We start from the raw sequence: 23,736 nt of genomic DNA on the forward strand, positions 1-23,736 counted from the left end.
GAATTGTCCGGTGTAGGTAACATGCCAATTGTCCGCTTCAGTTGATTGCGCGGTGGCCCAATTCGGAGGGAGCCGTAGGCGACCGTAGATTTGGGCCACCGCGTTCGCGCCACGTCGAAGCGGGTCACGCGACTTTGTGTTTGCTATCCTCCTGTGTGATGGGTGATCCGTCAGGCTGGTAGCGGCCAATGCATCTCGGGCCGTGGAAGATGACCAGTTGACCATCGGGGTATTCGTGGACCCTGACCTTCGCCTTGACGAAATGATGACGGTGCCTGTCTGCCGCGATCTGCATGACCAGGCCCTTGTAGCGCACCGTATTGTCGTTGCCGACGACGCGGTCTTCCTGCACACACAGGGTGTCGCGCACATTGCCTGTAAACGGCACGAAGGCCGAGGTCGTATCCTCCGGCTCCTTTGCAAACAGGGCATTGTGTTCGGGAAGATAGACCTCTTTCAGGAACTGATTGGCCTCTTCAATGGTTGTGATCCCATGGGACCGCAGTTCCTGCGGCAATCGGTTCTGGAACGTGCCAAACATGCGTTCAGACCGTCCACGGGCCTGCGGTGAATAGGCCGGGATCAGCTCAATGCCGAGTTGCTGCAAGGCGCGCCCGACCTGGGTCAGATTGTCCTTGTCCACTTTGCCGCCCGCTTCGGGCGTATGCCAGTAATGAGAGCCCCGATCGGCATAGAGCGAGCAAAACAGACCTTGCGCCTCGATCACCTCTGTCAGCCCCTGAAAACTGCTCATCGTCCCTTCTTCCTCGACAAAGAATGCCGAATAAACCCGGTTGGTGGCATCGTCCATGGTGACGATCAGATCCCACCACTGACCCGGAACCCATTCATGGCTGGAGCCGTCCTGATGCAACATCATGCCAACCATCGGACGGCGGGGCCGCTTGCGCCGATGGGCACCTCGTCGGGGTGCTGCCTGAACCCGGCCGTGGCGCTGCAGTGTAAGCCGCACCCAGTTGTAGCTCTGTGTGAAACCATGGTGGGCCACCAGCTTCTCGTGGAAATGCTTCGGCGTGTAATCCCAGTACTTGGTATCAAACAGTTCAAGCATCTCCATGACCTTATCCGTGGCAACACGATTGTTGGCCAGTTTGCCAAGCCGACGGTCGTACAGACCTTCTGCACCATCCGCCTCAAATCGATCCTCCCAACGCCTGACGGTGCGCACGGATACACCCAGTATCTCAGCCGCCTGTTCTTGCGTCAGCTTGTTCGCGCTTCGCCGCGAATACACATCTTCAAACTTCATCAGTCGAACTTCCTGTAACACTTCTGCTCGGTTCATAACGCCTCCTCTCAGAGACAGAATAGAACCGGACAGATCGCATGTTACATACACCGGACATATCGCGTGTTAGCGACACAACCGTCGGCTCAGTATTGCTCTGATCATCGGCATAGGCCACGATGGTCCCCAGTGCTGTCGCTGCAGCCGCCGCTGCATCAACATCCCCGTTGGCCTGCTGAACCAGCGCATCTACTTCGGCCACCGTATCCGCACCCTCGCGATCTGCGGCTGCGACCCGCGCATTCACCGCCGCGAGATTGGCATCCGTCACGCCGGTCACGCCCGCCGTGGTGTAGGTCGCCGCCGTCGGTGCGCTATTGCTCGTGTCATCCTCGGCGTAATCCGCGATAGCGCCCAGTGCTGCCGCTGCCACATATACCAGTTCCACGGCGTCCTGAACGTCTTCCCGCGTGGTCACACCACCAAGTTCCTCAGTTAAATCGTCTAGTTCAACAACCCGCGCATTCACCGCCGCGAGATTGGCATCCGTCACGCCCGTCACGCCTGCCGTGGTGTAGGTCGCCGCATCCGGCGCAGGATTGCTCTGATCATCGGCATAGGCCACGATGGTCCCCAGTGCTGCCGTCGCAGCCGCTGCCGCCGCAACATCGCCGTTGGCCAGCCCAACCAGCGCATCCAGTTCGGCCACCGTGTCCGCACCCTCGCGCTCTGCACCTGCAACCCGCGCATTCACCGCCGCGAGATTGGCATCCGTCACGCCCGTCACGCCCGCCGTGGTGTAGGTCGCCGCCGTCGGTGCAGGATTGTTCGCGTCATCATCAGCGTAATCCGCGATGGTCCCCAGTGCTGTCGCCGCAGCCACTGCTGCATCAGCGTTCCCGCCCACATCACCGTCGCCGGTTCCATCGGGGGTCTCTGTAGATGTTGTATCTGTTGGTGAGGTCTGGTTTTCACCATCACCGGTTTCCGACGAGGATATCACTCGGTTCACGACGCCCTGAACAAAGACCGTCGGTTCCACAAGAGTATCGGGCACAAAGGCACTGCTGCCCCCTGTTGCAATCGCCGCATTCACTGCCGCAAGATTGGCATCCGTCACGCCGGTCACGCCCGCCGTGGCGTAGGTATCAACCGTCGGTGCAGGATTGTTGGCGTCATCTTCCGCGTAAGACGCGATGGTCCCCAGTGCTGCCGCTGCTGCCGCAACATCCTCGTTGGCCAGCGTAACCAACGCATCCAGTTCGGCCACCGTGTCCGCACCCTCGCGATCTGCACCGGCAACCCGTGCATTCACCGCCGCAAGATTGTCAGCCGTCACGCCGGTCACGCCTGCCGTGGTGTAGGTCGCCGCATCCGGCGCAGGATTGCTCTGATCATCTTCGGCATAGGCCGCGATGGTCCCCAGCGCTGCCGTCGCAGCCGCTGCCGCCGCAATATCCTCGTTGGCCAGCGTAACCAGCGCATCCAGTTCGGCCACCGTGTCCGCACCCTCGCGATCTGCACCGGCAACCCGCGCATTCACCGCCGCAAGATTGACATCCGTCACGCCGGTCACGCCCGCCGTGGTGTAGGTATCAACCGTCGGCTCAGTATTGCTCTGATCATCGGCATAGGCCACGATGGTCCCCAGTGCTGTTGCCGCAGCCGCAGCCGCCGCAACATCCCCGTTGGCCTGCTGAACCAGCGCATCTACTTCGGCCACCGTATCCGCACCCTCGCGATCTGCGGCTGCGACCCGCGCATTCACCGCCGCGAGATTGGCATCCGTCACGCCGGTCACGCCCGCCGTGGTGTAGGTCGCCGCCGTCGGTGCGCTATTGCTCGTGTCATCCTCGGCGTAATCCGCGATAGCGCCCAGTGCTGCCGCTGCCACATATACCAGTTCCACGGCGTCCTGAACGTCTTCCCGCGTGGTCACACCACCAAGTTCCTCAGTTAAATCGTCTAGTTCAACAACCCGCGCATTCACCGCCGCGAGATTGGCATCCGTCACGCCCGTCACGCCTGCCGTGGTGTAGGTCGCCGCATCCGGCGCAGGATTGCTCTGATCATCGGCATAGGCCACGATGGTCCCCAGTGCTGCCGTCGCAGCCGCAACATCCTCGTTGGCCAGCGTAACCAACGCATCCAGTTCGGCCACCGTGTCCGCACCCTCGCGCTCTGCACCTGCAACCCGCGCATTCACCGCCGCAAGATTGTCAGCCGTCACGCCGGTCACGCCTGCCGTGGTGTAGGTCGCCGCATCCGGCGCAGGATTGCTCTGATCATCTTCGGCATAGGCCGCGATGGTCCCCAGCGCTGCCGTCGCAGCCGCTGCCGCCGCAATATCCTCGTTGGCCAGCCCAACCAGCGCATCCAGTTCGGACACCGTGTCCGCACCCTCGCGATCTGCGCCTGCAACCCGCGCATTCACCGCCGCGAGATTGACATCTGTCACGCCGGTCACGCCCGCCGTGGTGTAGGTATCAACCGTCGGCTCAGTATTGCTCTGATCATCGGCATAGGCCACGATGGTCCCCAGTGCTGTCGCTGCAGCCGCCGCTGCATCAACATCCCCGTTGGCCTGCTGAACCAGCGCATCTACTTCGGCCACCGTATCCGCACCCTCGCGATCTGCGGCTGCGACCCGCGCATTCACCGCCGCGAGATTGGCATCCGTCACGCCGGTCACGCCCGCCGTGGTGTAGGTCGCCGCCGTCGGTGCGCTATTGCTCGTGTCATCCTCGGCGTAATCCGCGATAGCGCCCAGTGCTGCCGCTGCCACATATACCAGTTCCACGGCGTCCTGAACGTCTTCCCGCGTGGTCACACCACCAAGTTCCTCAGTTAAATCGTCTAGTTCAACAACCCGCGCATTCACCGCCGCGAGATTGGCATCCGTCACGCCCGTCACGCCTGCCGTGGTGTAGGTCGCCGCATCCGGCGCAGGATTGCTCTGATCATCGGCATAGGCCACGATGGTCCCCAGTGCTGCCGTCGCAGCCGCTGCCGCCGCAACATCGCCGTTGGCCAGCCCAACCAGCGCATCCAGTTCGGCCACCGTGTCCGCACCCTCGCGCTCTGCACCTGCAACCCGCGCATTCACCGCCGCGAGATTGACATCCGTCACGCCGGTCACGCCCGCCGTGGTGTAGGTCGCCGCCGTCGGTGCAGGATTGTTCGCGTCATCATCAGCGTAATCCGCGATGGTCCCCAGTGCTGTCGCCGCAGCCACTGCTGCATCAGCGTTCCCGCCCACATCACCGTCGCCGGTTCCATCGGGGGTCTCTGTAGATGTTGTATCTGTTGGTGAGGTCTGGTTTTCACCATCACCGGTTTCCGACGAGGATATCACTCGGTTCACGACGCCCTGAACAAAGACCGTCGGTTCCACAAGAGTATCGGGCACAAAGGCACTGCTGCCCCCTGTTGCAATCGCCGCATTCACTGCCGCAAGATTGGCATCCGTCACGCCGGTCACGCCCGCCGTGGCGTAGGTATCAACCGTCGGTGCAGGATTGTTGGCGTCATCTTCCGCGTAAGACGCGATGGTCCCCAGTGCTGCCGCTGCTGCCGCAACATCCTCGTTGGCCAGCGTAACCAACGCATCCAGTTCGGCCACCGTGTCCGCACCCTCGCGATCTGCACCGGCAACCCGTGCATTCACCGCCGCAAGATTGTCAGCCGTCACGCCGGTCACGCCTGCCGTGGTGTAGGTCGCCGCATCCGGCGCAGGATTGCTCTGATCATCTTCGGCATAGGCCGCGATGGTCCCCAGCGCTGCCGTCGCAGCCGCTGCCGCCGCAATATCCTCGTTGGCCAGCCCAACCAGCGCATCCAGTTCGGACACCGTGTCCGCACCCTCGCGATCTGCGCCTGCAACCCGCGCATTCACCGCCGCGAGATTGACATCCGTCACGCCGGTCACGCCCGCCGTGGTGTAGGTATCAACCGTCGGCTCAGTATTGCTCTGATCATCGGCATAGGCCACGATGGTCCCCAGTGCTGTCGCTGCAGCCGCCGCTGCATCAACATCCCCGTTGGCCTGCTGAACCAGCGCATCTACTTCGGCCACCGTATCCGCACCCTCGCGATCTGCGGCTGCGACCCGCGCATTCACCGCCGCGAGATTGGCATCCGTCACGCCGGTCACGCCCGCCGTGGTGTAGGTCGCCGCCGTCGGTGCGCTATTGCTCGTGTCATCCTCGGCGTAATCCGCGATAGCGCCCAGTGCTGCCGCTGCCACATATACCAGTTCCACGGCGTCCTGAACGTCTTCCCGCGTGGTCACACCACCAAGTTCCTCAGTTAAATCGTCTAGTTCAACAACCCGCGCATTCACCGCCGCGAGATTGGCATCCGTCACGCCCGTCACGCCTGCCGTGGTGTAGGTCGCCGCATCCGGCGCAGGATTGCTCTGATCATCGGCATAGGCCACGATGGTCCCCAGTGCTGCCGTCGCAGCCGCTGCCGCCGCAACATCGCCGTTGGCCAGCCCAACCAGCGCATCCAGTTCGGCCACCGTGTCCGCACCCTCGCGCTCTGCACCTGCAACCCGCGCATTCACCGCCGCGAGATTGGCATCCGTCACGCCCGTCACGCCCGCCGTGGTGTAGGTCGCCGCATCCGGCGCAGGATTGTTCGCGTCATCATCAGCGTAATCCGCGATGGTCCCCAGTGCTGTCGCCGCAGCCACTGCTGCATCAGCGTTCCCGCCCACATCACCGTCGCCGGTTCCATCGGGGGTCTCTGTAGATGTTGTATCTGTTGGTGAGGTCTGGTTTTCACCATCACCGGTTTCCGACGAGGATATCACTCGGTTCACGACGCCCTGAACAAAGACCGTCGGTTCCACAAGAGTATCGGGCACAAAGGCACTGCTGCCCCCTGTTGCAATCGCCGCATTCACTGCCGCAAGATTGGCATCCGTCACGCCGGTCACGCCCGCCGTGGCGTAGGTATCAACCGTCGGTGCAGGATTGTTGGCGTCATCTTCCGCGTAAGACGCGATGGTCCCCAGTGCTGCCGCTGCCGCCGCAACATCGCCGTTGGCCAGCGTAACCAGCGCATCCAGTTCAGACACCGTGTCCGCACCCTCGCGCGCCACCCCGGCAACCCGCGCATTCACTGCCGCAAGATTGGCATCCGTCACACCGGTCACACCCGCCGTGGCGTAGGTCGCCGCCGTCGGCGCAGGATTGCCCTGATCATCCTCGGCGTAATCCGCGATGGTCCCCAGTGCTGTTGCCGCAGCCGCTGCTGCCGCAACATCGCCGTTGGCCAGCGTAACCAGTGCATCCAGTTCAGACACCGTGTCCGCACCCTCGCGCGCCAACCCGGCAACCCGCGCATTCACCGCCGCAAGATTGGCCGCTGTCACGCCGGTCACGCCCGCCGTGGCGTAGGTATCAACCGTCGGTGCAGGATTGTTGGCGTCATCTTCCGCGTAAGACGCGATGGTCCCCAGTGCTGCCGCTGCTGCCGCAACATCCTCGTTGGCCAGCGTAACCAACGCATCCAGTTCGGCCACCGTGTCCGCACCCTCGCGATCTGCACCGGCAACCCGTGCATTCACCGCCGCAAGATTGTCAGCCGTCACGCCGGTCACGCCTGCCGTGGTGTAGGTCGCCGCATCCGGCGCAGGATTGCTCTGATCATCGGCATAGGCCACGATGGTCCCCAGTGCTGTCGCTGCAGCCGCCGCTGCATCAACATCCCCGTTGGCCAGCCCAACCAGCGCATCCAGTTCGGACACCGTGTCCGCACCCTCGCGATCTGCGCCTGCAACCCGCGCATTCACCGCCGCAAGATTGACATCTGTCACGCCGGTCACGCCCGCCGTGGTGTAGGTATCAACCGTCGGCTCAGTATTGCTCTGATCATCGGCATAGGCCACGATGGTCCCCAGTGCTGTCGCTGCAGCCGCCGCTGCATCAACATCCCCGTTGGCCTGCTGAACCAGCGCATCTACTTCGGCCACCGTATCCGCACCCTCGCGATCTGCGGCTGCGACCCGCGCATTCACCGCCGCGAGATTGGCATCCGTCACGCCGGTCACGCCCGCCGTGGTGTAGGTATCAACCGTCGGCTCAGTATTGCTCTGATCATCGGCATAGGCCACGATGGTCCCCAGTGCTGTCGCTGCAGCCGCCGCTGCATCAACATCCCCGTTGGCCTGCTGAACCAGCGCATCTACTTCGGCCACCGTATCCGCACCCTCGCGATCTGCGGCTGCGACCCGCGCATTCACTGCCGCAAGGTTGGCCGCTGTCACACCGGTCACGCCCGCCGTGGTGTAGGTCGCCGCCGTCGGTGCAGGATTGTTCGCGTCATCATCAGCGTAATCCGCGATGGTCCCCAGTGCTGTCGCCGCAGCCACTGCTGCATCAGCGTTCCCGCCCACATCACCGTCGCCGGTTCCATCGGGGGTCTCTGTAGATGTTGTATCTGTTGGTGAGGTCTGGTTTTCACCATCACCGGTTTCCGACGAGGATATCACTCGGTTCACGACGCCCTGAACAAAGACCGTCGGTTCCACAAGAGTATCGGGCACAAAGGCACTGCTGCCCCCTGTTGCAATCGCCGCATTCACTGCCGCAAGATTGGCATCCGTCACGCCGGTCACGCCCGCCGTGGCGTAGGTATCAACCGTCGGTGCAGGATTGTTGGCGTCATCTTCCGCGTAAGACGCGATGGTCCCCAGTGCTGCCGCTGCTGCCGCAACATCCTCGTTGGCCAGCGTAACCAACGCATCCAGTTCGGCCACCGTGTCCGCACCCTCGCGATCTGCACCGGCAACCCGTGCATTCACCGCCGCAAGATTGTCAGCCGTCACGCCGGTCACGCCTGCCGTGGTGTAGGTCGCCGCATCCGGCGCAGGATTGCTCTGATCATCTTCGGCATAGGCCGCGATGGTCCCCAGCGCTGCCGTCGCAGCCGCTGCCGCCGCAATATCCTCGTTGGCCAGCCCAACCAGCGCATCCAGTTCGGACACCGTGTCCGCACCCTCGCGATCTGCGCCTGCAACCCGCGCATTCACCGCCGCGAGATTGACATCCGTCACGCCGGTCACGCCCGCCGTGGTGTAGGTATCAACCGTCGGCTCAGTATTGCTCTGATCATCGGCATAGGCCACGATGGTCCCCAGTGCTGTCGCTGCAGCCGCCGCTGCATCAACATCCCCGTTGGCCTGCTGAACCAGCGCATCTACTTCGGCCACCGTATCCGCACCCTCGCGATCTGCGGCTGCGACCCGCGCATTCACCGCCGCGAGATTGGCATCCGTCACGCCGGTCACGCCCGCCGTGGTGTAGGTCGCCGCCGTCGGTGCGCTATTGCTCGTGTCATCCTCGGCGTAATCCGCGATAGCGCCCAGTGCTGCCGCTGCCACATATACCAGTTCCACGGCGTCCTGAACGTCTTCCCGCGTGGTCACACCACCAAGTTCCTCAGTTAAATCGTCTAGTTCAACAACCCGCGCATTCACCGCCGCGAGATTGGCATCCGTCACGCCCGTCACGCCTGCCGTGGTGTAGGTCGCCGCATCCGGCGCAGGATTGCTCTGATCATCGGCATAGGTGTAGAAAAGCGTGCAATTTTGACCCCCTAAGCGGGGAAATCGGCGTCCAAATTTGACCCCTCCCTATGGTTGTAGACATCCTTTTCATTGAGCAGTCGATGGAGAGGCAAGCGGGATGATTTGCGTGGAAACTATTAGAAAAGTGCGTCGCTTACACCTGATCGAAAAAAAGAGCATCAAGGAAATTTGCCGTTCGCTCAATTTGAGCCGTGCAACGGTTCGAAAGATAATCCGATCGGGAGTGACGGAGTTCAAATATGAGCGCAAATCGCAGCCATACCCGGTGCTCGGGCCTTGGCGCGCGCGTCTGGATGAAACGCTTGAGGAGAACGAGGCGCTTCCGAAGAAACACCGCAAGCGGATGACCAAAATCTGGAAGGAACTCTCCGATGATGGTTTTGGCGGCGGGTATGACAGTGTTCGACGCTACACAAAGAATTGGCGCATTGCGCACGGCCGACAACAGGCGCAGGCGTTCATCCCGCTGATCTTTGATCCTGGGGAGGCGTACCAGTTCGACTGGAGTGTGGAGACGGTTTTGATGGACGGTGCACTCACGACCGTGAAGGTTGCCCATTTCAAACTTTGCCATAGCCGCATGCCATTCTCCATTGCCTATCCGCGCGAGACGCAGGAGATGGTCTTTGATGCCCACGACGAGGCCTTCAAATTCTTTGGTGGAGGCTGCATCAACGGGATCTACGATAACATGACGACCGCCGTCGATGCGATCCTGTCGGGCAAGGAAAGAAAGTTCAACAAGGCATTCTCCCGGATGTGTTCTCATCATCTGGTGAACCCGATCGCCTGTACGCGCGCGGCCGGTTGGGAGAAGGGTCAGGTTGAGAATCTGGTCAAGGAGAGCCGCGCCTATAGTTTTACACCGCGTCTGGAGGTGGCCGACTTCGATGAATTGAATGCCCGGCTGCAAAAAGACGCGATCAAACGCGCAAAAGAACTGCGGCATCCGGAAAACCTGGAGGTGACGGTCTGGGAGGAGTTCCAGCAGGAAAAGCCGCTGCTGACGCATCTGCAGAAGCCCTTCGTCGGGTTCCGTGAAAAGACGGTCGCCGTGAGCCGAACCTGCCTGATCAACTTCGAAAGAAACAAATACAGCGTTGAGGCAAGAGCTGTTGGACGTCAGGTCCAGTTGCAGGTCTACGCCACGCGGATTGTCCTGCGCCAAGACGGTGAGATTGTCGGAGAGCACGAACGGTGCTTCGGCCGAGGAAAAACGATCTTCAACCCTTGGCACTATGTGCCCGTCCTCAAGCGCAAGCCTGGCGCTCTGCGCAATGGAGCACCGTTCCGTGACTGGGACCTACCACCGGCAATGACGCAGATCTGGACCCATCTGCGGGGCACATCCGACGGAGACCGGCAACTTGCCGATATTCTTTTCGCTGCTTACCAGCACGACATTGATGTGGTCGAGGCTGCCTGCGAAGAAGCTCTAAAATCTGGCCTGCGCAAGGCCGATGCGATCCTGAACATTGTCTCTCGGCGCACCAATCCCCCGCCGCCAAAGGCGATTGAGCCGCCTGCCCACCTGCAGCTGAAAATGGCACCGATCGCGGATTGCGCTCGCTATGACAGGCTTGGAGGCTCCCATGCAACTGCGTAAGGAAATTCTCGAACTTGCCCGTCAACTGAAGTTGCCAGGCATCGTCAACTGCTTTGACGAAGTGATGCAGGCCGCAGCCAAAAACAACTGGCGGCCCCAACAGGTCGTGGCCGAACTCCTCACGGCCGAACTGGCCGAAAAGACTGCGCGCTCGATCCGGTATCAGATGGGTGCCGCAAAGTTCCCGGTCTGCAAGTCCTTACCTGAGTTCGACTTCACGGTCAGCCCCGTCAACGAGGAAGTCGTGCGCAATCTTCATGACGGCGATTTTATGGACCAGGCCAGGAATGGCGTGCTGGTCGGTGGAACCGGATCGGGCAAAACGCATCTCGCAACAGCGATCGGGGGCCACGCGGTCAATAACCGCCGGCGGGTCAGGTTCTTCAGCGCTGTGGATCTCGCGAACAAGCTGGAGGCTGAACATCGCGAAGGCAACGCCGGGCGGCTCAGCGAGCAGCTGATCCGCGTCGACCTCGTGATTATAGACGAACTCGGTTATCTGCCGTTCGCAGAGTCTGGTGGACGATTACTCTTCCATCTCATCAGCAAACTGTACGAGCGAACGTCTATTCTGCTAACAACCAACCTCGCATTTGCTGAATGGCCGAGTGTGTTCACAGATGCCAAAATGACCACTGCTCTCCTGGATCGACTGACACACCATTGCGATATCATCGAAACCGGGAACGAAAGCTGGCGAATTAACCACCGCGACTAACCTCGAAATCGGGGAATAAATTCAAAACAGACAGCAGGTCAAACCTTCAGTCGAGCTACGCTCTCTTTTCGGTTTGACCTGCTGTCCACCCCCTCCTGAATCAACCTAAACACGACCCCCTCAACGCCCCTCTTAGCTCCAAGGGGGGTCAAATTTGGACGCCGATGGGGGGTCATTATTCAATGCCGATTGACAGGCATAGGCCACGATGGTCCCCAGTGCTGCCGTCGCAGCCGCTGCCGCCGCAACATCGCCGTTGGCCAGCCCAACCAGCGCATCCAGTTCGGCCACCGTGTCCGCACCCTCGCGCTCTGCACCTGCAACCCGCGCATTCACCGCCGCGAGATTGGCATCCGTCACGCCCGTCACGCCCGCCGTGGTGTAGGTCGCCGCATCCGGCGCAGGATTGTTCGCGTCATCATCAGCGTAATCCGCGATGGTCCCCAGTGCTGTCGCCGCAGCCACTGCTGCATCAGCGTTCCCGCCCACATCACCGTCGCCGGTTCCATCGGGGGTCTCTGTAGATGTTGTATCTGTTGGTGAGGTCTGGTTTTCACCATCACCGGTTTCCGACGAGGATATCACTCGGTTCACGACGCCCTGAACAAAGACCGTCGGTTCCACAAGAGTATCGGGCACAAAGGCACTGCTGCCCCCTGTTGCAATCGCCGCATTCACTGCCGCAAGATTGTCAGCCGTCACGCCCGTCACGCCCGCCGTGGCGTAGGTATCAACCGTCGGCGCAGTATTGCCCTGATCCTCGGCATAGGCCGCGATGTCGCCCAAGGCATTCTCGCGGTCAATCGCCGTCACAGTCGCAGCGTCGCTATCCGCATCACCACCGCCGGGTCCCTGGGCAGGCGTCGTGCCTGGGTCGGTGGTCTCTGTCGATGTTGTGTCCGGTGTTGGGGTCGGGTTGTTGCCATCGCTCTTCGAACTCGATCCACCGCTACTGGTTGCAATGGCGGCGATTGCACCTGCGCCGAGAATTCCCGCAGCGACCAGGCCCGGATTGATTGCGGCCAGTTCGACACCGGATTGTGTTGAAAGCGTCACGTGATCGCTGTCGGCAAACCCGGCATCCGCATCCGCCCCATGGGCTGCAGACAGCGCCTCAACCTCCTCCTGCGTCGCGCCAAGTAGCTCCGCAATATCCGCAACGGACCTCGGCTCAACCCCGATCAGGGAACCGTCCGGCGCGAGGCTGACCTCGAACAGATCCCCGCTCTCCGGGTCCTGCGCGACCAAAACACGATCACCCGTGTCAAAAAAACCGGCAATTTGAACCTGGCGACCATCCTGGTAAACAATCACAAGGTCATCACCTTGCCGGAAGGTGCGTGCGATCACGTTCGGACCAAGCGGAACCAGTAAACCCTGAACCCCTTCAGGGAATACAATCACGGATTGAGACGCAGACGCGCCAGTCGATACAGTCGAAAGTTGTGCTTGGGTCATGGTGAGGGGGTCTCCATAAGAAAGGGTTGATTACAGCATGTGTCTTGCCCGCCAGAGCGGGGATGAAGGGCAGTCGGAAGCCTGATGACAGTGGGATTGGCAGAGGGATTGGCAGAGGGCGCGCCTGAAGCAGCGACGAAAGACAGCGAAGGCTGCCTCAATCGGGCCAGCAAACGCTTTGTTTTCTGTCTTGTCCAACAAAGACGGAAGCAGCAGGACAGCCAGAGAGCCAAAGGGGGTGGCAAAGCGTGCCTCCGAAGCCGCGACGACTGACACGCAATGAAACCTCAACCATTCCGCACAGGCGCGATGTATCGAGGTCGTGCAGGTTTCCCTGCGCTGGAGCGCCAACGCGCCTGCAGCCGCATGCCGGCTCAAGGTCTGCCGGACACATGCAGCACAACACAAACGAAGGCTTGCGCGAGGCACAAAATCGCCAGCGCAACGACAGGGATCACAATATCGGAAAAGCCCGAACCGGGCGCGCTCTACCCGCCGTGAGACCGCGCCCCAATCTGACAGGCCCTCAACAGACATGAAGCGACGAGCGACGAGCGACGAGCGACGAGCGACGAGCGACGAGCGACGAGCGACGAGCGACGAGCGACGAGCGACGAGCGACGAGCGACGAGCGACGAGCGACGAGCGACGAGCGACGAGCGACGAGCGACGAGCGACGAGCGACGAGCGACGAGCGACGAGCGACGAGCGACGAGCGACGAGCGACGAGCGACGAGCGACGATATCGCCCAACTGCGCATTGTCAAGCGCTGATGTCGCTAACTGTCGCTAACACGCGATATGTCCGGTGTATGTAACATGCGATCTGTCCGGTTCTATTCTGTCTCTGAGAGGAGGCGTTATGAACCGAGCAGAAGTGTTACAGGAAGTTCGACTGATGAAGTTTGAAGATGTGTATTCGCGGCGAAGCGCGAACAAGCTGACGCAAGAACAGGCGGCTGAGATACTGGGTGTATCCGTGCGCACCGTCAGGCGTTGGGAGGATCGATTTGAGGCGGATGGTGCAGAAGGTCTGTACGACCGTCGGCTTGGCAAACTGGCCAACAATCGTGTTGCCACGGATAAGGTCATGGAGATGCTTGAACTGTTTGATACCAAGTACTGGGATTACACGCCGAAGCATTTCCACGAGAAGCTGGTGGCCCACCATGGTTTCACACAGAGCTACAACTGGGTGCGGCTTACACTGCAGCGCCACGGCCGGGTTCAGGCAGCACCCCGACGAGGTGCCCATCGGCGCAAGCGGCCCCGCCGTCCGATGGTTGGCATGATGTTGCATCAGGACGGCTCCAGCCATGAATGGGTTCCGGGTCAGTGGTGGGATCTGATCGTCACCATGGACGATGCCACCAACCGGGTTTATTCGGCATTCTTTGTCGAGGAAGAAGGGACGATGAGCAGTTTTCAGGGGCTGACAGAGGTGATCGAGGCGCAAGGTCTGTTTTGCTCGCTCTATGCCGATCGGGGCTCTCATTACTGGCATACGCCCGAAGCGGGCGGCAAAGTGGACAAGGACAATCTGACCCAGGTCGGGCGCGCCTTGCAGCAACTCGGCATTGAGCTGATCCCGGCCTATTCACCGCAGGCCCGTGGACGGTCTGAACGCATGTTTGGCACGTTCCAGAACCGATTGCCGCAGGAACTGCGGTCCCATGGGATCACAACCATTGAAGAGGCCAATCAGTTCCTGAAAGAGGTCTATCTTCCCGAACACAATGCCCTGTTTGCAAGGGAGCCGGAGGATACGACCTCGGCCTTCGTGCCGTTTACAGGCAATGTGCGCGACACCCTGTGTGTGCAGGAAGACCGCGTCGTCGGCAACGACAATACGGTGCGCTACAAGGGCCTGGTCATGCAGATCGCGGCAGACAGGCACCGTCATCATTTCGTCAAGGCGAAGGTCAGGGTCCACGAATACCCCGATGGTCAACTGGTCATCTTCCACGGCCCGAGATGCATTGGCCGCTACCAGCCTGACGGATCACCCATCACACAGGAGGATAGCAAACACAAAGTCGCGTGACCCGCTTCGACGTGGCGCGAACGCGGTGGCCCAAATCTACGGTCGCCTACGGCTCCCTCCGAATTGGGCCACCGCGCAATCAACTGAAGCGGACAATTGGCATGTTACCTACACCGGACAATTCAGAATGTTCTCGACAGGTGTTTTTCAACTGATTGGGGCACTTGGACAATTCAGGCTGTGATTGGTCATGCTGCGCACCTCCTGGATTTCACCATTGCTGAGCTCTGCCAACCGAACCATCAAACGGCCCTGATATTCGAATGGCCACCAGCAGACGGGAATGCCGTCTGTATCATCGTCATAGAGAAAACAGATCTGCCCATTCGGTGTTGTGATCTGACCGTAGACGCATCCCCCACCTTCGACCCGCCAGACCGAGGTTTTGCGGTTCAGGAATTGCTCGGTTCCCACCAGATCTCCGCTGCGGATTTCGTGGAACTGCACCGTTTTGCCAAGCACAGCATCCAGAAACGTCTCAGGTGAGATGACGGACTGCGCCGAAGCGAGGCCGGGCGCAAGCGCCGCGCACAAGGCGCAGCGCAGGGCTCTACCAATTGTCACGGAACCACCGAACGGCGCGCTTGAACGGGCGCGCGGCATAGGTGTCGACGGGGATTTCGAAATCCCACCATTCATCCTGCGGATGCGCCGCAAACAGGCTGAGACCAACGGCCGAGGAAAAGCCCGGCCCCGTCGCGGATTGTGGCAGGCCGTGAACGCGCAGCGGGCGACCCAGACGGACGCGCTGGCCAAGGATACGGGTCGCGAGGCCGTCCAGCCCCATGATCTGACTGCCCCCACCAGTCAACACGATCTGCTGGCTGGGCATATGTTCGAACCCGGCCGCATCCAGACGCACACGAACCTCTTCCAGAATTTCTTCGACCCGAGGGCGCATGATCCCGATCAGCTCGGCCCGGCTGACGGTGCGGCGATCATGTTCCCAGTCGCCTGTATCGCCGCCAATATCGATCAGGTCGCGATCGTCAGCTCCGGTCGCGTGGACACCGCCATTGAAGGTCTTGATCCGCTCGGCCACGGCAGTTGGCACGCCAAGACCCATCGAGATGTCCTGTGTGACGTGATCACCGCCCATGCGTACGCAATCGGCGTAGATCATGTGCTTCTTCATGAAGATTGACACGCTGGTGGTACCGCCACCCATGTCAATACAGGCCGCGCCCAGCTCCTGCTCATCCTCAACCAATGCCGAGATTCCCGAGACGTAGGCTGAATTCGCAATCCCTGCGAGCTCCAGATCACAACGCTTGATGCAGCGGACGATGTTCTGGATCGCAATCGCGTCGACGGTCAGCATATGCATGTCGACGGCCAGAGATTGCCCCATTTGCCCGCGCGGATCGATCAGGCCCGAGCGGTTGTCCAAGGCGAAATTCACCGGTTGGGCATGCAGAACCTCACGCCCCGCCCCGTAATCCGGGACATCGCAGGCGTTCAGAACACGTCCAACCTCGGCCTCGGTCACAAGTTGGCCTTCCAGATCGACCTGCGCGTCCAGACCGTAGGAACGCGGGTTCGCGCCCGAGAAACAGGCGATCACGTGATCGACGCGGATATCGGCCATCTTCTGCGCGGCTTGCAGGGCGGTGCGGATCGCACGCTCAGTTTCCTGCATGGCCGTGACTTCGCCGAATTGTACACCGCGCGAGCGGGTGGTCGCCGCGCCAATGACCCGGAACCCGGTCTGCCCAGCCATCGAACCGATGGTGTTATCTTCACTCAGCCGTCCGGTGCCGTCAAAGCGCAGCACGAGGCACGAGATTTTCGAGCTACCCACATCCAGAATGGCGATAACGCCCCGCTGCATCGCTTGTCTGCGCATTTGCCGCATGGCGCGTTGGGACTGATAAAGATCGGTCATCATGGTCGTTACTGCCCGTTACCCACTGTCACTTTTGTATTCCACCAGTCTTCGCTGGCGGCTTTGGTCATTCTGATTGTTGGCCGCTGTCCGAGGCGCATATCCACAACGGCCACGTCACGCTCCAACAGGTCCTGTACTTCGTTCACAGCCAGCACCCGTTCGAGCGCGCGCACTGGGCGATCCGTCGGCAGCATGATGCGCTGGCCGCGATCCAGCACCAGATCCCAGCGCCGCTCACCAATGCGCACAAGACCCCGAACGCGGGTGCCAAGGCTGCGCGAAGTGCGGAAAATCTCAAGCGCTTCGGCGACATGCTCATCCGCGCCCTTGCCCGCGATCAAAGGCAGATCGCTGTGATCCTTGCGTGAGGCGATCAGGTCCACATGAACGCCGGTCTCATCCAAAAGCTCGATAGATTCTCGGGTGCGCCAGACGATGACAGGCTGACGCTCGACAACGTCCACCTGCAGGATGCCACCGGGCCGAATGCGCACAGTCGCCGATTTCACCGGGTCCAGACCGGTAATCGTGTCGCGCATCTGCTCGACATCCAAATCCCAAGAGCTGATCGGGAAATCCAAAGGCACCACTTCGCGAATGTCATCCGACAGGCCGGGACCCGCACCATCAATGGCCATCAGATTGACCATGAACTCAGGACGTTCCTGAATCGAGGTGCGTATGTCGGCGATATAGGTATTGAGCGCCTCGCGCCGCTCCTCTGACGCGAAGTAAAGACCAACGGCAGCCGCAACAGCGCAGACAGGCAGCCCCAGCTTGACGCCCATGCGGATGCCCGGTGTCAGCATCCAACGCTGGAACCGGTAGCTGAGGCGCGATGGTGCCGGGTCAGACCGGCGCGCGGTGCGGGTGAACAGCTTCACCCCGCCCAAGCGCAGAACGGGCTGCGTATCATGGGATTCGGTATCAGCGGATTCGAAATCGGCATCTGGCCCGGCCAGAGGTTTGGCCCGATGGATCACTGGCGCGCGGAAGGCCCTTAGCGGTCGCATGTGGCATCCTCCACCATCCAGGCGCAGAGCTGTCCGAAACTCATCCCGCAGTGTTCCGCCTGTTCCGGCACCAGCGAGGTCGGCGTCATCCCGGGCTGGGTGTTGGTTTCCAGCAGGAACAACCCATCCGCACCCATAGTGTCGTCCCACCGGTAGTCGGTGCGGGTCACGCCGCGACAGCCCAAAGCGTTATGCGCTTTCAAAGCGTAGTCCATGCAGCGGTCAAAGATATCCTGCGGGATGTCTGCGGGCAGCACATGCCACGAGCCGCCGGGCTTGTATTTGGCATCGTAATCGTACCAACCGCCATCCGTCATGATCTCGGTCACGGTCAGGGCGCGATCACCCATAACGGTCACAGTCAGTTCTCGACCCGCCACGTATTTCTCGACCATGATGTGATCGGGCATATCCTCCGACAATTGCGGAGGACCATTCGACCCCTCGTGTACGATATAGATGCCGACGCTGGAGCCTTCGTTGTTGGGCTTGGCGACGTAAGGCGGCTCCATCACATGGACCTCGACCACCTCGACCTTGGGCACGATCACGCTGGGAACAATGGGCAGTCCTTCGGCCTGATAGACCTCTTTGCTGCGCTGCTTGTCCATTGCAAGCGCCGAGGCCAAAACACCCGAATGGGTGTAGGGAATACGCATCCACTCCAACAGACCCTGCACGCAGCCATCCTCACCCCAGCGGCCATGCAGGGCGTTGAAAACCACATCCGGCTTGATGTCCAAAAGGCGCGCGTAGAGGTCGGGACCTGCGTCCAGCTCAACCACTTCAAAGCCTTCTCCCACAAGGGCGGCTGCGCATTCGCGCCCAGAGCTGAGAGACACCTCGCGTTCCGCCGAGGGGCCACCCATCAATACCGCCACTTTGGGGTTTGTCCTGCTCGACATACCCAACGTGCGCCTCAATGTCCCCGGACCTTATGTGGTGGTCCGTACTGCGTTTATGCCTTTGATCCGTCGCCGTTAATTGCCTGTTATGGTCTGACGGTTGGGGCTTTATTCTTTCAGCGGGTCACCGACCCGCATGATTTCCCACTTTAGCGTGATGCCGCTTGTTTCGTAAACCTTTTTTCGCACCTCTTCACCCAGACCTTCGAGGTCCGCGGCAGTGGCATCACCGGTGTTGATCAGGAAATTCGAGTGCTTGGGGCTCATCTGCGCGCCACCTTTCTTGGCCCCACGCATGCCCGCATCGTCGATGACCTTCCAAGCCTTGAGGTCATGCACATCATCTGCCTTCCCGGTCGAGGAGAACCCTGCCGGATTGCGAAAGGTCGACCCGGCGCTGCGGTCTTTGGTGGGCTGGGTCTCGTCGCGCTTTTGCAACTGCGCCGTCATTCGGGCATGAAGCGCGTCAGGTTCACCTTCCGGGCCTTCGAAACTTGCCGAGATCAGCACCGCGCCATCAGGCAGATCGGATTGACGGTAGCGGAAGTTCAGGTCCTCGGGGCCAAGCTCAATCACTTCACCCCGCCGTGTGACGACAGTGGCCCTTTTCAGAACATCCGCCGTGTAGCTGCCATAACACCCTGCGTTCATGCGCACAGCACCACCGATAGAGCCCGGTATTGTGCGCAAGAAGGTCAGATCCACACCAGCATCCGCCGCTTTGCGCGCCACATGCGCATCCAAAGCCGCCGCGCCAGCGGTTACCCTAGTGCCCTCGATCTCAATCCCATTGAAGCCCCGCCCCAGCCGTATCACCACGGCGCGCAATCCGCCATCGCGCACTATGAGGTTCGAGCCGACGCCCATCGGGAAGATTACGACGTCATCGGGAAGCTCGCGCAAAAAGCCCTGCAGATCTTCTACATCCGCAGGTTGGAACAAATAGTCAGCTGGACCGCCGACACGCAGCCATGTCAGGTCGCTGAGACTTCGGTTTTCGGACAGTTTGCCACGAGGCACAGGAAGAACAGTCATAGCTGCTAACTCGCGGATTCAGAGCGAGTTGGCAACATGTATCCGCAGTGAAACGGTCAAATCCGACGACGAAGCCACCGCCCCAGATAGATCACCGGCCAGCGCAGTATCGACATACCCATAACGAGGACTATCAGCCCGACCCATGGGCCGTTCTCATAGGTGACATATCCAAGCAGAGGGATACCGACCGCGATCAGGACATAGGCGCGGGTCCAGTGGTTGTCCTTGCTGGGGATCATCGCCAGAAGGTTCGCAACAAGGCCCCAAAGGGCCGCGAGGGCAAGAGAAAGGGTCATTCCATCACCTCTCCGCGCACCCATTTGCGCCAATAATAGCGGATCGGGTTGCGGAACATTGAGGCGAAACCTCCGAAAGCAAGAGCCGACCAGACCCATCCATGATCATAGCCCAGCCAGATGATCATTGCCGGCGCGCATATCAACAGCACAATCCCCGGAGGGAATTGTAGGCGCATCGGCAGCAAGGCCACGATGGTGGCGCTGATCACCCATAGGGCAGCAAAGATGGTCGAATAGTCCATTGTCCCCTCCTGGGACGTGGTCTTGGCAATAGATCACACACCCTCAGCCGCACCTTCGGTTCTAAATCACTGAAACAGTGCATGTTTTATCCTCTCTATGTCGAGGTTTCGGGCGAAACCCTGCGTGGTTTTGTCCGGGATTGCAACCGGATGGAGGGATATTATGCCGAGATTGACGGACGCGCGCGTGCGCGACCTGCGCGCCAGAAAAACCACACGCAATGTCAGAGACACCACCCTTGCGGGCTTTGGTGTCAGGGTTCTGCCCGGCGGCGGGAAGCGGTTCTTTTTGCACAGCCAGCACGAGGGGCAGCGTGTCTGGAAGATTTTGGGCGATCCGGCCACTATGTCGGTTGCCGAGGCCCGCGCGCGGGCGCAGGCCCTGCTGGTCTCGCTCCGGTCGGGGCAGCGCGACGGGGAGATGCTGTTTGAGAGCGTTGCGGAAGAGGCCTTCCGCCGCCATGGCCGACAGTGGAAGCCGGGCACGCTCATGGTCAACCGGAACTATCTCAAGAACCACATTCTTCCGCGCTTCGCGGGGCAGCGCATTGCGGATATCACGCGGCAGGACGTGCGGGACTGGTTTGCCGCGATGCACGCAACGCCGGTATCGGCGGATCGCTCGATGCCAGTGCTGTCGGTCATCATGACGGTGGCCGAGATGGACGGGCTGCGCCCGGAAGGGTCCAACCCCTGCAAGGGGATCAGGCGCTACCGGCGCAGGAACAGGGAGAGGTTTCTGTCGGAGGCCGAGTTCGGACGCCTTGGCGCGGCGCTGTGCTGCGCGGCCCCATCCCCGGCCGTGCCGCTCATTCGGCTGCTGGCGCTGACGGGATGCCGGTCGAGCGAGATCAGGACACTTCGCTGGGCAGAGTATCGCGACGGGCATATCTTTCTGCGCGACAGCAAGACGGGTCCGCGCACGGTGTGGCTGTCCAGGGCGGCGCGCAGGGTCCTTGACGCGCTTGCCCGCACATCGCCTTGGGTGTTTCCGTCCGTCCGGGGTGCGGGCCCGATGCCGGGTGCGACGCTCACCCGGGCGTGGTTCAGGCTGCGCGTGCAGGCCGGTCTGAGAGATGTGCGCCTGCATGATTTGCGGCACTCCTATGCAAGTGCGGCCATCGCGAGCGGGGAAACCGTTCTGGCAGCGGGTCGGCTTCTTGGGCATAACAGCCCCGAAACCACCCTCAAATACGCCCATCACACGCAAAGTGATGTGGAGAATGCCGCCGCCGCGATGGGGGCGGTTCTCGGAGGAACGCGGAGAGGAACAGGGGGAGGAACCCGGCCATGAGCAAGGTTCGGTTGACGGATGCGCGGGCACGGAGGTTCAGACCGTGTGCGCGGGAATATTGCGTGCAGGACAGCGCGGTGCCGTCCCTGAGCCTTCGGGTCTATCCCACGGGGACGAAGACATGGACCTGCACGGTGGCGGGACGCAAGGTCTCGCTGGGCCGGATTGAACTGATGCCCGCCTGCGCCGCGCGCCGGGAATGTCACCGGTTGCAGGTCGAGGGGGTCGCGCCGGTCTGGGACCTGCCCACCTACCGGGGCTTTGCGCTGGATATGTGGCACAAGACATGGTCCACGCGCTGCAAGCCATCCACGGTCAGGGGGCGGGATCACATTCTGGCGCGGCAGCTTCTGCCCGCGTTCGGAGCGCTTCGGATTGACCGGATCACGCGACAGATTATTGAGGACTGGTTTGCCGCCTATAGCGCCTCTGCGCCCGGCGGCGCGAACCATGCGCTGAAACTTTTGCGCCAGAGCCTGAACTTTGCCCTTGAGCGCGGCCTCATCGACAGCAACCCGGCGGGTTTTGTGCTTCCGAACCGGCGCGCCAGGCTGACGCGGTTCCTGTCGCGGGATGAAATCGCGCGGCTGAACGCGGCGCTTGACCGGCACAGCGCGGGGCGCAATGGCGTGCAGGCTGACATCATCCGGCTTCTGCTGCTCACGGGCTGCCGCAAATCGGAAATCACCCATCTCAGGCGCAGCGAGGTCGATGGCAGCCGCCTCAGGCTGGAAGACAGCAAGACGGGTCCGCGGATTGTGTATCTCAGCGCCGAGGCCCGCGCCATCGTTGAGAGGCGCATGAAGGGGGCCGGGGCATATCTGTTCCCCTCGCCGCGCAACCCGGCGCGGCCCGGCTCGGGAGGGTTGAGGCTCTGGTACAGGATCAGACGGGAGATCGGCATTGAGGACGTGCGTCTGCACGACCTGCGACATTCCTATGCCAGCCAATCTGTGATGGCGGGTATTCCCCTGCCGGTGGTGTCGAAGCTCCTGGGTCACAGCCAGGTCACGATGACGCTGCGCTATGCCCACAGCGCAGACAGGGACGTCGAGGCCGCAGCCGAGCGGGTCGGGGCGCGCATTGCCGGGCTGTTGCGGTCCGGCTGAGCGCTTTGCCTGTCTTATGATGCGTGGAGGCGTCCGGTTTATTGGAAGCCCCTTCCAGTTTGCCATTCAGGGCGGGCCGTTCTGACGGTTGGATCGTAATATGTCTGGTCATTGATGGGACCGTCTTGAAGGGCATATGCCTGGCTGGCCTTGGGTTTTGCCACAGTTCAGCCGCAGTTCTGACAATATCAGGGCTATTTACCAGACGTCAAAAAGCGCTTGCAAATCATTTGATTGAGTGAATCCATTCCATGGATGTGAGGTAGAGGAGGTTTCAGCGATGGTATCGGTTCGTTCAGTATTGCGTCAAATTCCCGACCCGCGCGGCAAAAAGGGCCGTCAACACCCACTTGAAGCGCTGGTCGGGTTGATGCTTCTCTCCATGCTCAGTGGGCGCAAGGGTATGATGGCGGCGTTCCGCCTTGGTCGTACGCTCACGCCGCGTCAACTCATGCGCTTGGGGTTCCGTCGCGGGCGCGCGTCACCCTGCCATGCAACGCTAACGGAAACGCTACGTATCCTCGACCCGGCTACCCTGGCGCAGGCGTTTGGGCGGCTTACGGCGCCAGCACAAGATGATGAAGCTCACCATCAGATCGCCATTGATGGCAAAACTCTACGCGGCAGCAAGGACGCGGCAGGCAAGGCGGAACATGTGTTGTCGGGGTTCTGCGCGACGCTTGAACAATCCGTCGGACACACATCATCGCGTGGCAAGGGCATGGAAATACCTGATGCCCTGCGGCTGCTGAACCAGATTGACCTTGCGGGACAGATCGTCACCGGGGATGCCATTTTCTGCCAAAAAACAGTCACTTCCAAAGTTGTGGAGAGGGGTGGCGATTACGTGTTCCCTGTAAAGAACAATCAGAAAGACCTGCGGGGAGAAATCGAAACGGCGTTCAAGACGCCGGTTTTTCCCCCTGTTGGAATGGCGGGAGACGCCGCAATCGGGGCACGGCAGAATCGACCAGCGCCGCATCGAGATCCTTCCCGTCGAGGCATTGAGTGAGCACATGCGCAAGCAGTGGCCAACGATCCGCAGTATCGCCTGCATCAGCCGAACCCGCGAGCATATCCGCGCCGGGCAGATTACCAGAACACAGGCCGAGACAGTGTATCTCATCACCAGCCTGACGCGGCCCAAACCCAAAGACATCCTGCGCCTGAACCGTAACCATTGGCGCATCGAGACCATGCACCGCGACAAGGATGTCACTCTGGGAGAGGATCGCTACACCAACCGATCTGACAACGCGCCACGCAATATCTTTAC

General features: G+C 61.0%; 17 protein-coding genes. 7 read left to right on the forward strand and 10 right to left on the reverse strand.

Annotated elements, in window-relative coordinates:
• Positions 1–124 precede the first annotated feature (124 nt).
• Positions 125–1,306, reverse strand: a complete 1,182-nt coding sequence (locus tag ACOERD_RS30080) for an ISNCY family transposase (protein WP_419737631.1) — start codon at positions 1,304–1,306, stop codon at positions 125–127.
• On the reverse strand, positions 1,260–8,768 hold the full coding sequence (locus tag ACOERD_RS30085; RefSeq protein WP_419741403.1) for a beta strand repeat-containing protein: 7,509 nt from the start codon (positions 8,766–8,768) through the stop codon (positions 1,260–1,262). Before ACOERD_RS30085 ends, ACOERD_RS30080 begins: the two co-directional genes overlap by 47 nt.
• Before the next feature lie 175 nt (positions 8,769–8,943).
• On the opposite strand from ACOERD_RS30085, the gene istA reads away from it, so the two are divergent.
• A complete protein-coding gene (gene istA, locus ACOERD_RS30090; RefSeq protein WP_419737605.1) occupies positions 8,944–10,452 on the forward strand; it encodes an IS21 family transposase in 1,509 nt (502 codons plus the stop codon).
• On the forward strand, positions 10,439–11,170 hold the full coding sequence (gene istB / locus ACOERD_RS30095) for an IS21-like element helper ATPase IstB (RefSeq protein WP_419737606.1): 732 nt from the start codon (positions 10,439–10,441) through the stop codon (positions 11,168–11,170). The genes istA and istB overlap by 14 nt, the downstream gene beginning before the upstream one ends.
• A gap of 132 nt (positions 11,171–11,302) precedes the next feature.
• Here the strand turns inward: istB and ACOERD_RS30100 are convergent, their stop codons facing one another.
• Positions 11,303–12,628, reverse strand: coding sequence for a hypothetical protein (locus ACOERD_RS30100; RefSeq protein WP_419740135.1), 1,326 nt, complete (start codon positions 12,626–12,628; stop codon positions 11,303–11,305).
• 862 nt (positions 12,629–13,490) lie between these two features.
• Here ACOERD_RS30100 and ACOERD_RS30105 point away from each other — a divergent pair.
• The gene (locus ACOERD_RS30105; protein WP_419737600.1) at positions 13,491–14,672 is read left to right on the forward strand and encodes an ISNCY family transposase; all 1,182 of its coding nucleotides are present in this window, start codon (positions 13,491–13,493) and stop codon (positions 14,670–14,672) included.
• A 147-nt stretch (positions 14,673–14,819) separates the two neighbouring features.
• Here ACOERD_RS30105 and ACOERD_RS30110 read toward each other — a convergent pair whose 3' ends face one another.
• The 7 genes from ACOERD_RS30110 to ACOERD_RS30140 form a co-directional block, all read right to left on the reverse strand.
• Positions 14,820–15,236: a hypothetical protein gene (locus ACOERD_RS30110; protein ID WP_170375009.1), complete on the reverse strand. Its 417-nt coding sequence runs from the start codon at positions 15,234–15,236 to the stop codon at positions 14,820–14,822.
• Positions 15,223–16,557, reverse strand: a complete 1,335-nt coding sequence (gene ftsA, locus ACOERD_RS30115) for a cell division protein FtsA (protein ID WP_170375007.1) — start codon at positions 16,555–16,557, stop codon at positions 15,223–15,225. The genes ACOERD_RS30110 and ftsA overlap by 14 nt, the downstream gene beginning before the upstream one ends.
• An 8-nt stretch (positions 16,558–16,565) precedes the next feature.
• Entirely contained in the window at positions 16,566–17,573 is a 1,008-nt protein-coding gene (locus ACOERD_RS30120) for a cell division protein FtsQ/DivIB (RefSeq protein WP_419741328.1), read from the reverse strand.
• Positions 17,561–18,478: a D-alanine--D-alanine ligase gene (locus ACOERD_RS30125; protein WP_419741329.1), complete on the reverse strand. Its 918-nt coding sequence runs from the start codon at positions 18,476–18,478 to the stop codon at positions 17,561–17,563. The genes ACOERD_RS30120 and ACOERD_RS30125 overlap by 13 nt, the downstream gene beginning before the upstream one ends.
• A 108-nt stretch (positions 18,479–18,586) precedes the next feature.
• A complete protein-coding gene (murB, locus tag ACOERD_RS30130; RefSeq protein WP_419741330.1) occupies positions 18,587–19,513 on the reverse strand; it encodes a UDP-N-acetylmuramate dehydrogenase in 927 nt (308 codons plus the stop codon).
• A 56-nt stretch (positions 19,514–19,569) separates the two neighbouring features.
• A complete protein-coding gene (locus ACOERD_RS30135) occupies positions 19,570–19,812 on the reverse strand; it encodes a DUF2484 family protein (RefSeq protein ID WP_419741331.1) in 243 nt (80 codons plus the stop codon).
• Positions 19,809–20,057 (reverse strand): DUF2484 family protein, encoded by a 249-nt coding sequence (locus ACOERD_RS30140; RefSeq protein WP_419741332.1) that lies wholly within the window; start codon positions 20,055–20,057, stop codon positions 19,809–19,811. The genes ACOERD_RS30135 and ACOERD_RS30140 overlap by 4 nt, the downstream gene beginning before the upstream one ends.
• A gap of 163 nt (positions 20,058–20,220) precedes the next feature.
• Here ACOERD_RS30140 and ACOERD_RS30145 point away from each other — a divergent pair, with 163 nt between their 5' ends.
• The 4 genes from ACOERD_RS30145 to ACOERD_RS30160 form a co-directional block, all read left to right on the forward strand.
• Positions 20,221–21,351: a tyrosine-type recombinase/integrase gene (locus tag ACOERD_RS30145; RefSeq protein WP_419741333.1), complete on the forward strand. Its 1,131-nt coding sequence runs from the start codon at positions 20,221–20,223 to the stop codon at positions 21,349–21,351.
• Positions 21,352–21,413: 62 nt separating this feature from the next.
• Complete coding sequence (locus tag ACOERD_RS30150) at positions 21,414–22,460, forward strand: tyrosine-type recombinase/integrase (protein WP_419741334.1); 1,047 nt, start codon at positions 21,414–21,416, stop codon at positions 22,458–22,460.
• 280 nt (positions 22,461–22,740) lie between these two features.
• Positions 22,741–23,472: an ISAs1 family transposase gene (locus tag ACOERD_RS30155; RefSeq protein ID WP_419737770.1), complete on the forward strand. Its 732-nt coding sequence runs from the start codon at positions 22,741–22,743 to the stop codon at positions 23,470–23,472.
• Positions 23,387–23,736: ISAs1 family transposase (locus ACOERD_RS30160; RefSeq protein ID WP_419741404.1), on the forward strand; the 350-nt coding region annotated here is incomplete at its 3' end. The genes ACOERD_RS30155 and ACOERD_RS30160, both read left to right, overlap by 86 nt.

Source organism: Ruegeria sp., assembly GCF_965199275.1.
GTDB lineage: Bacteria > Pseudomonadota > Alphaproteobacteria > Rhodobacterales > Rhodobacteraceae > Ruegeria.

What these genes read in the sequence shown, in the direction of transcription:
- ACOERD_RS30080 (WP_419737631.1), bottom strand. Translation starts at nt 1,306, where the DNA reads ATGAACCGAGCAGAAGTGTTACAGGAAGTTCGACTGATGAAGTTTGAA.
- istA (WP_419737605.1), top strand. Translation starts at nt 8,944, where the DNA reads ATGATTTGCGTGGAAACTATTAGAAAAGTGCGTCGCTTACACCTGATC.
- istB (WP_419737606.1), top strand. Translation starts at nt 10,439, where the DNA reads ATGCAACTGCGTAAGGAAATTCTCGAACTTGCCCGTCAACTGAAGTTG.
- ACOERD_RS30100 (WP_419740135.1), bottom strand. Translation starts at nt 12,628, where the DNA reads ATGACCCAAGCACAACTTTCGACTGTATCGACTGGCGCGTCTGCGTCT.
- ACOERD_RS30105 (WP_419737600.1), top strand. Translation starts at nt 13,491, where the DNA reads ATGAACCGAGCAGAAGTGTTACAGGAAGTTCGACTGATGAAGTTTGAA.
- ftsA (WP_170375007.1), bottom strand. Translation starts at nt 16,557, where the DNA reads ATGACCGATCTTTATCAGTCCCAACGCGCCATGCGGCAAATGCGCAGA.
- ACOERD_RS30120 (WP_419741328.1), bottom strand. Translation starts at nt 17,573, where the DNA reads ATGCGACCGCTAAGGGCCTTCCGCGCGCCAGTGATCCATCGGGCCAAA.
- ACOERD_RS30125 (WP_419741329.1), bottom strand. Translation starts at nt 18,478, where the DNA reads ATGTCGAGCAGGACAAACCCCAAAGTGGCGGTATTGATGGGTGGCCCC.
- murB (WP_419741330.1), bottom strand. Translation starts at nt 19,513, where the DNA reads ATGACTGTTCTTCCTGTGCCTCGTGGCAAACTGTCCGAAAACCGAAGT.
- ACOERD_RS30135 (WP_419741331.1), bottom strand. Translation starts at nt 19,812, where the DNA reads ATGACCCTTTCTCTTGCCCTCGCGGCCCTTTGGGGCCTTGTTGCGAAC.
- ACOERD_RS30140 (WP_419741332.1), bottom strand. Translation starts at nt 20,057, where the DNA reads ATGGACTATTCGACCATCTTTGCTGCCCTATGGGTGATCAGCGCCACC.
- ACOERD_RS30145 (WP_419741333.1), top strand. Translation starts at nt 20,221, where the DNA reads ATGCCGAGATTGACGGACGCGCGCGTGCGCGACCTGCGCGCCAGAAAA.
- ACOERD_RS30155 (WP_419737770.1), top strand. Translation starts at nt 22,741, where the DNA reads ATGGTATCGGTTCGTTCAGTATTGCGTCAAATTCCCGACCCGCGCGGC.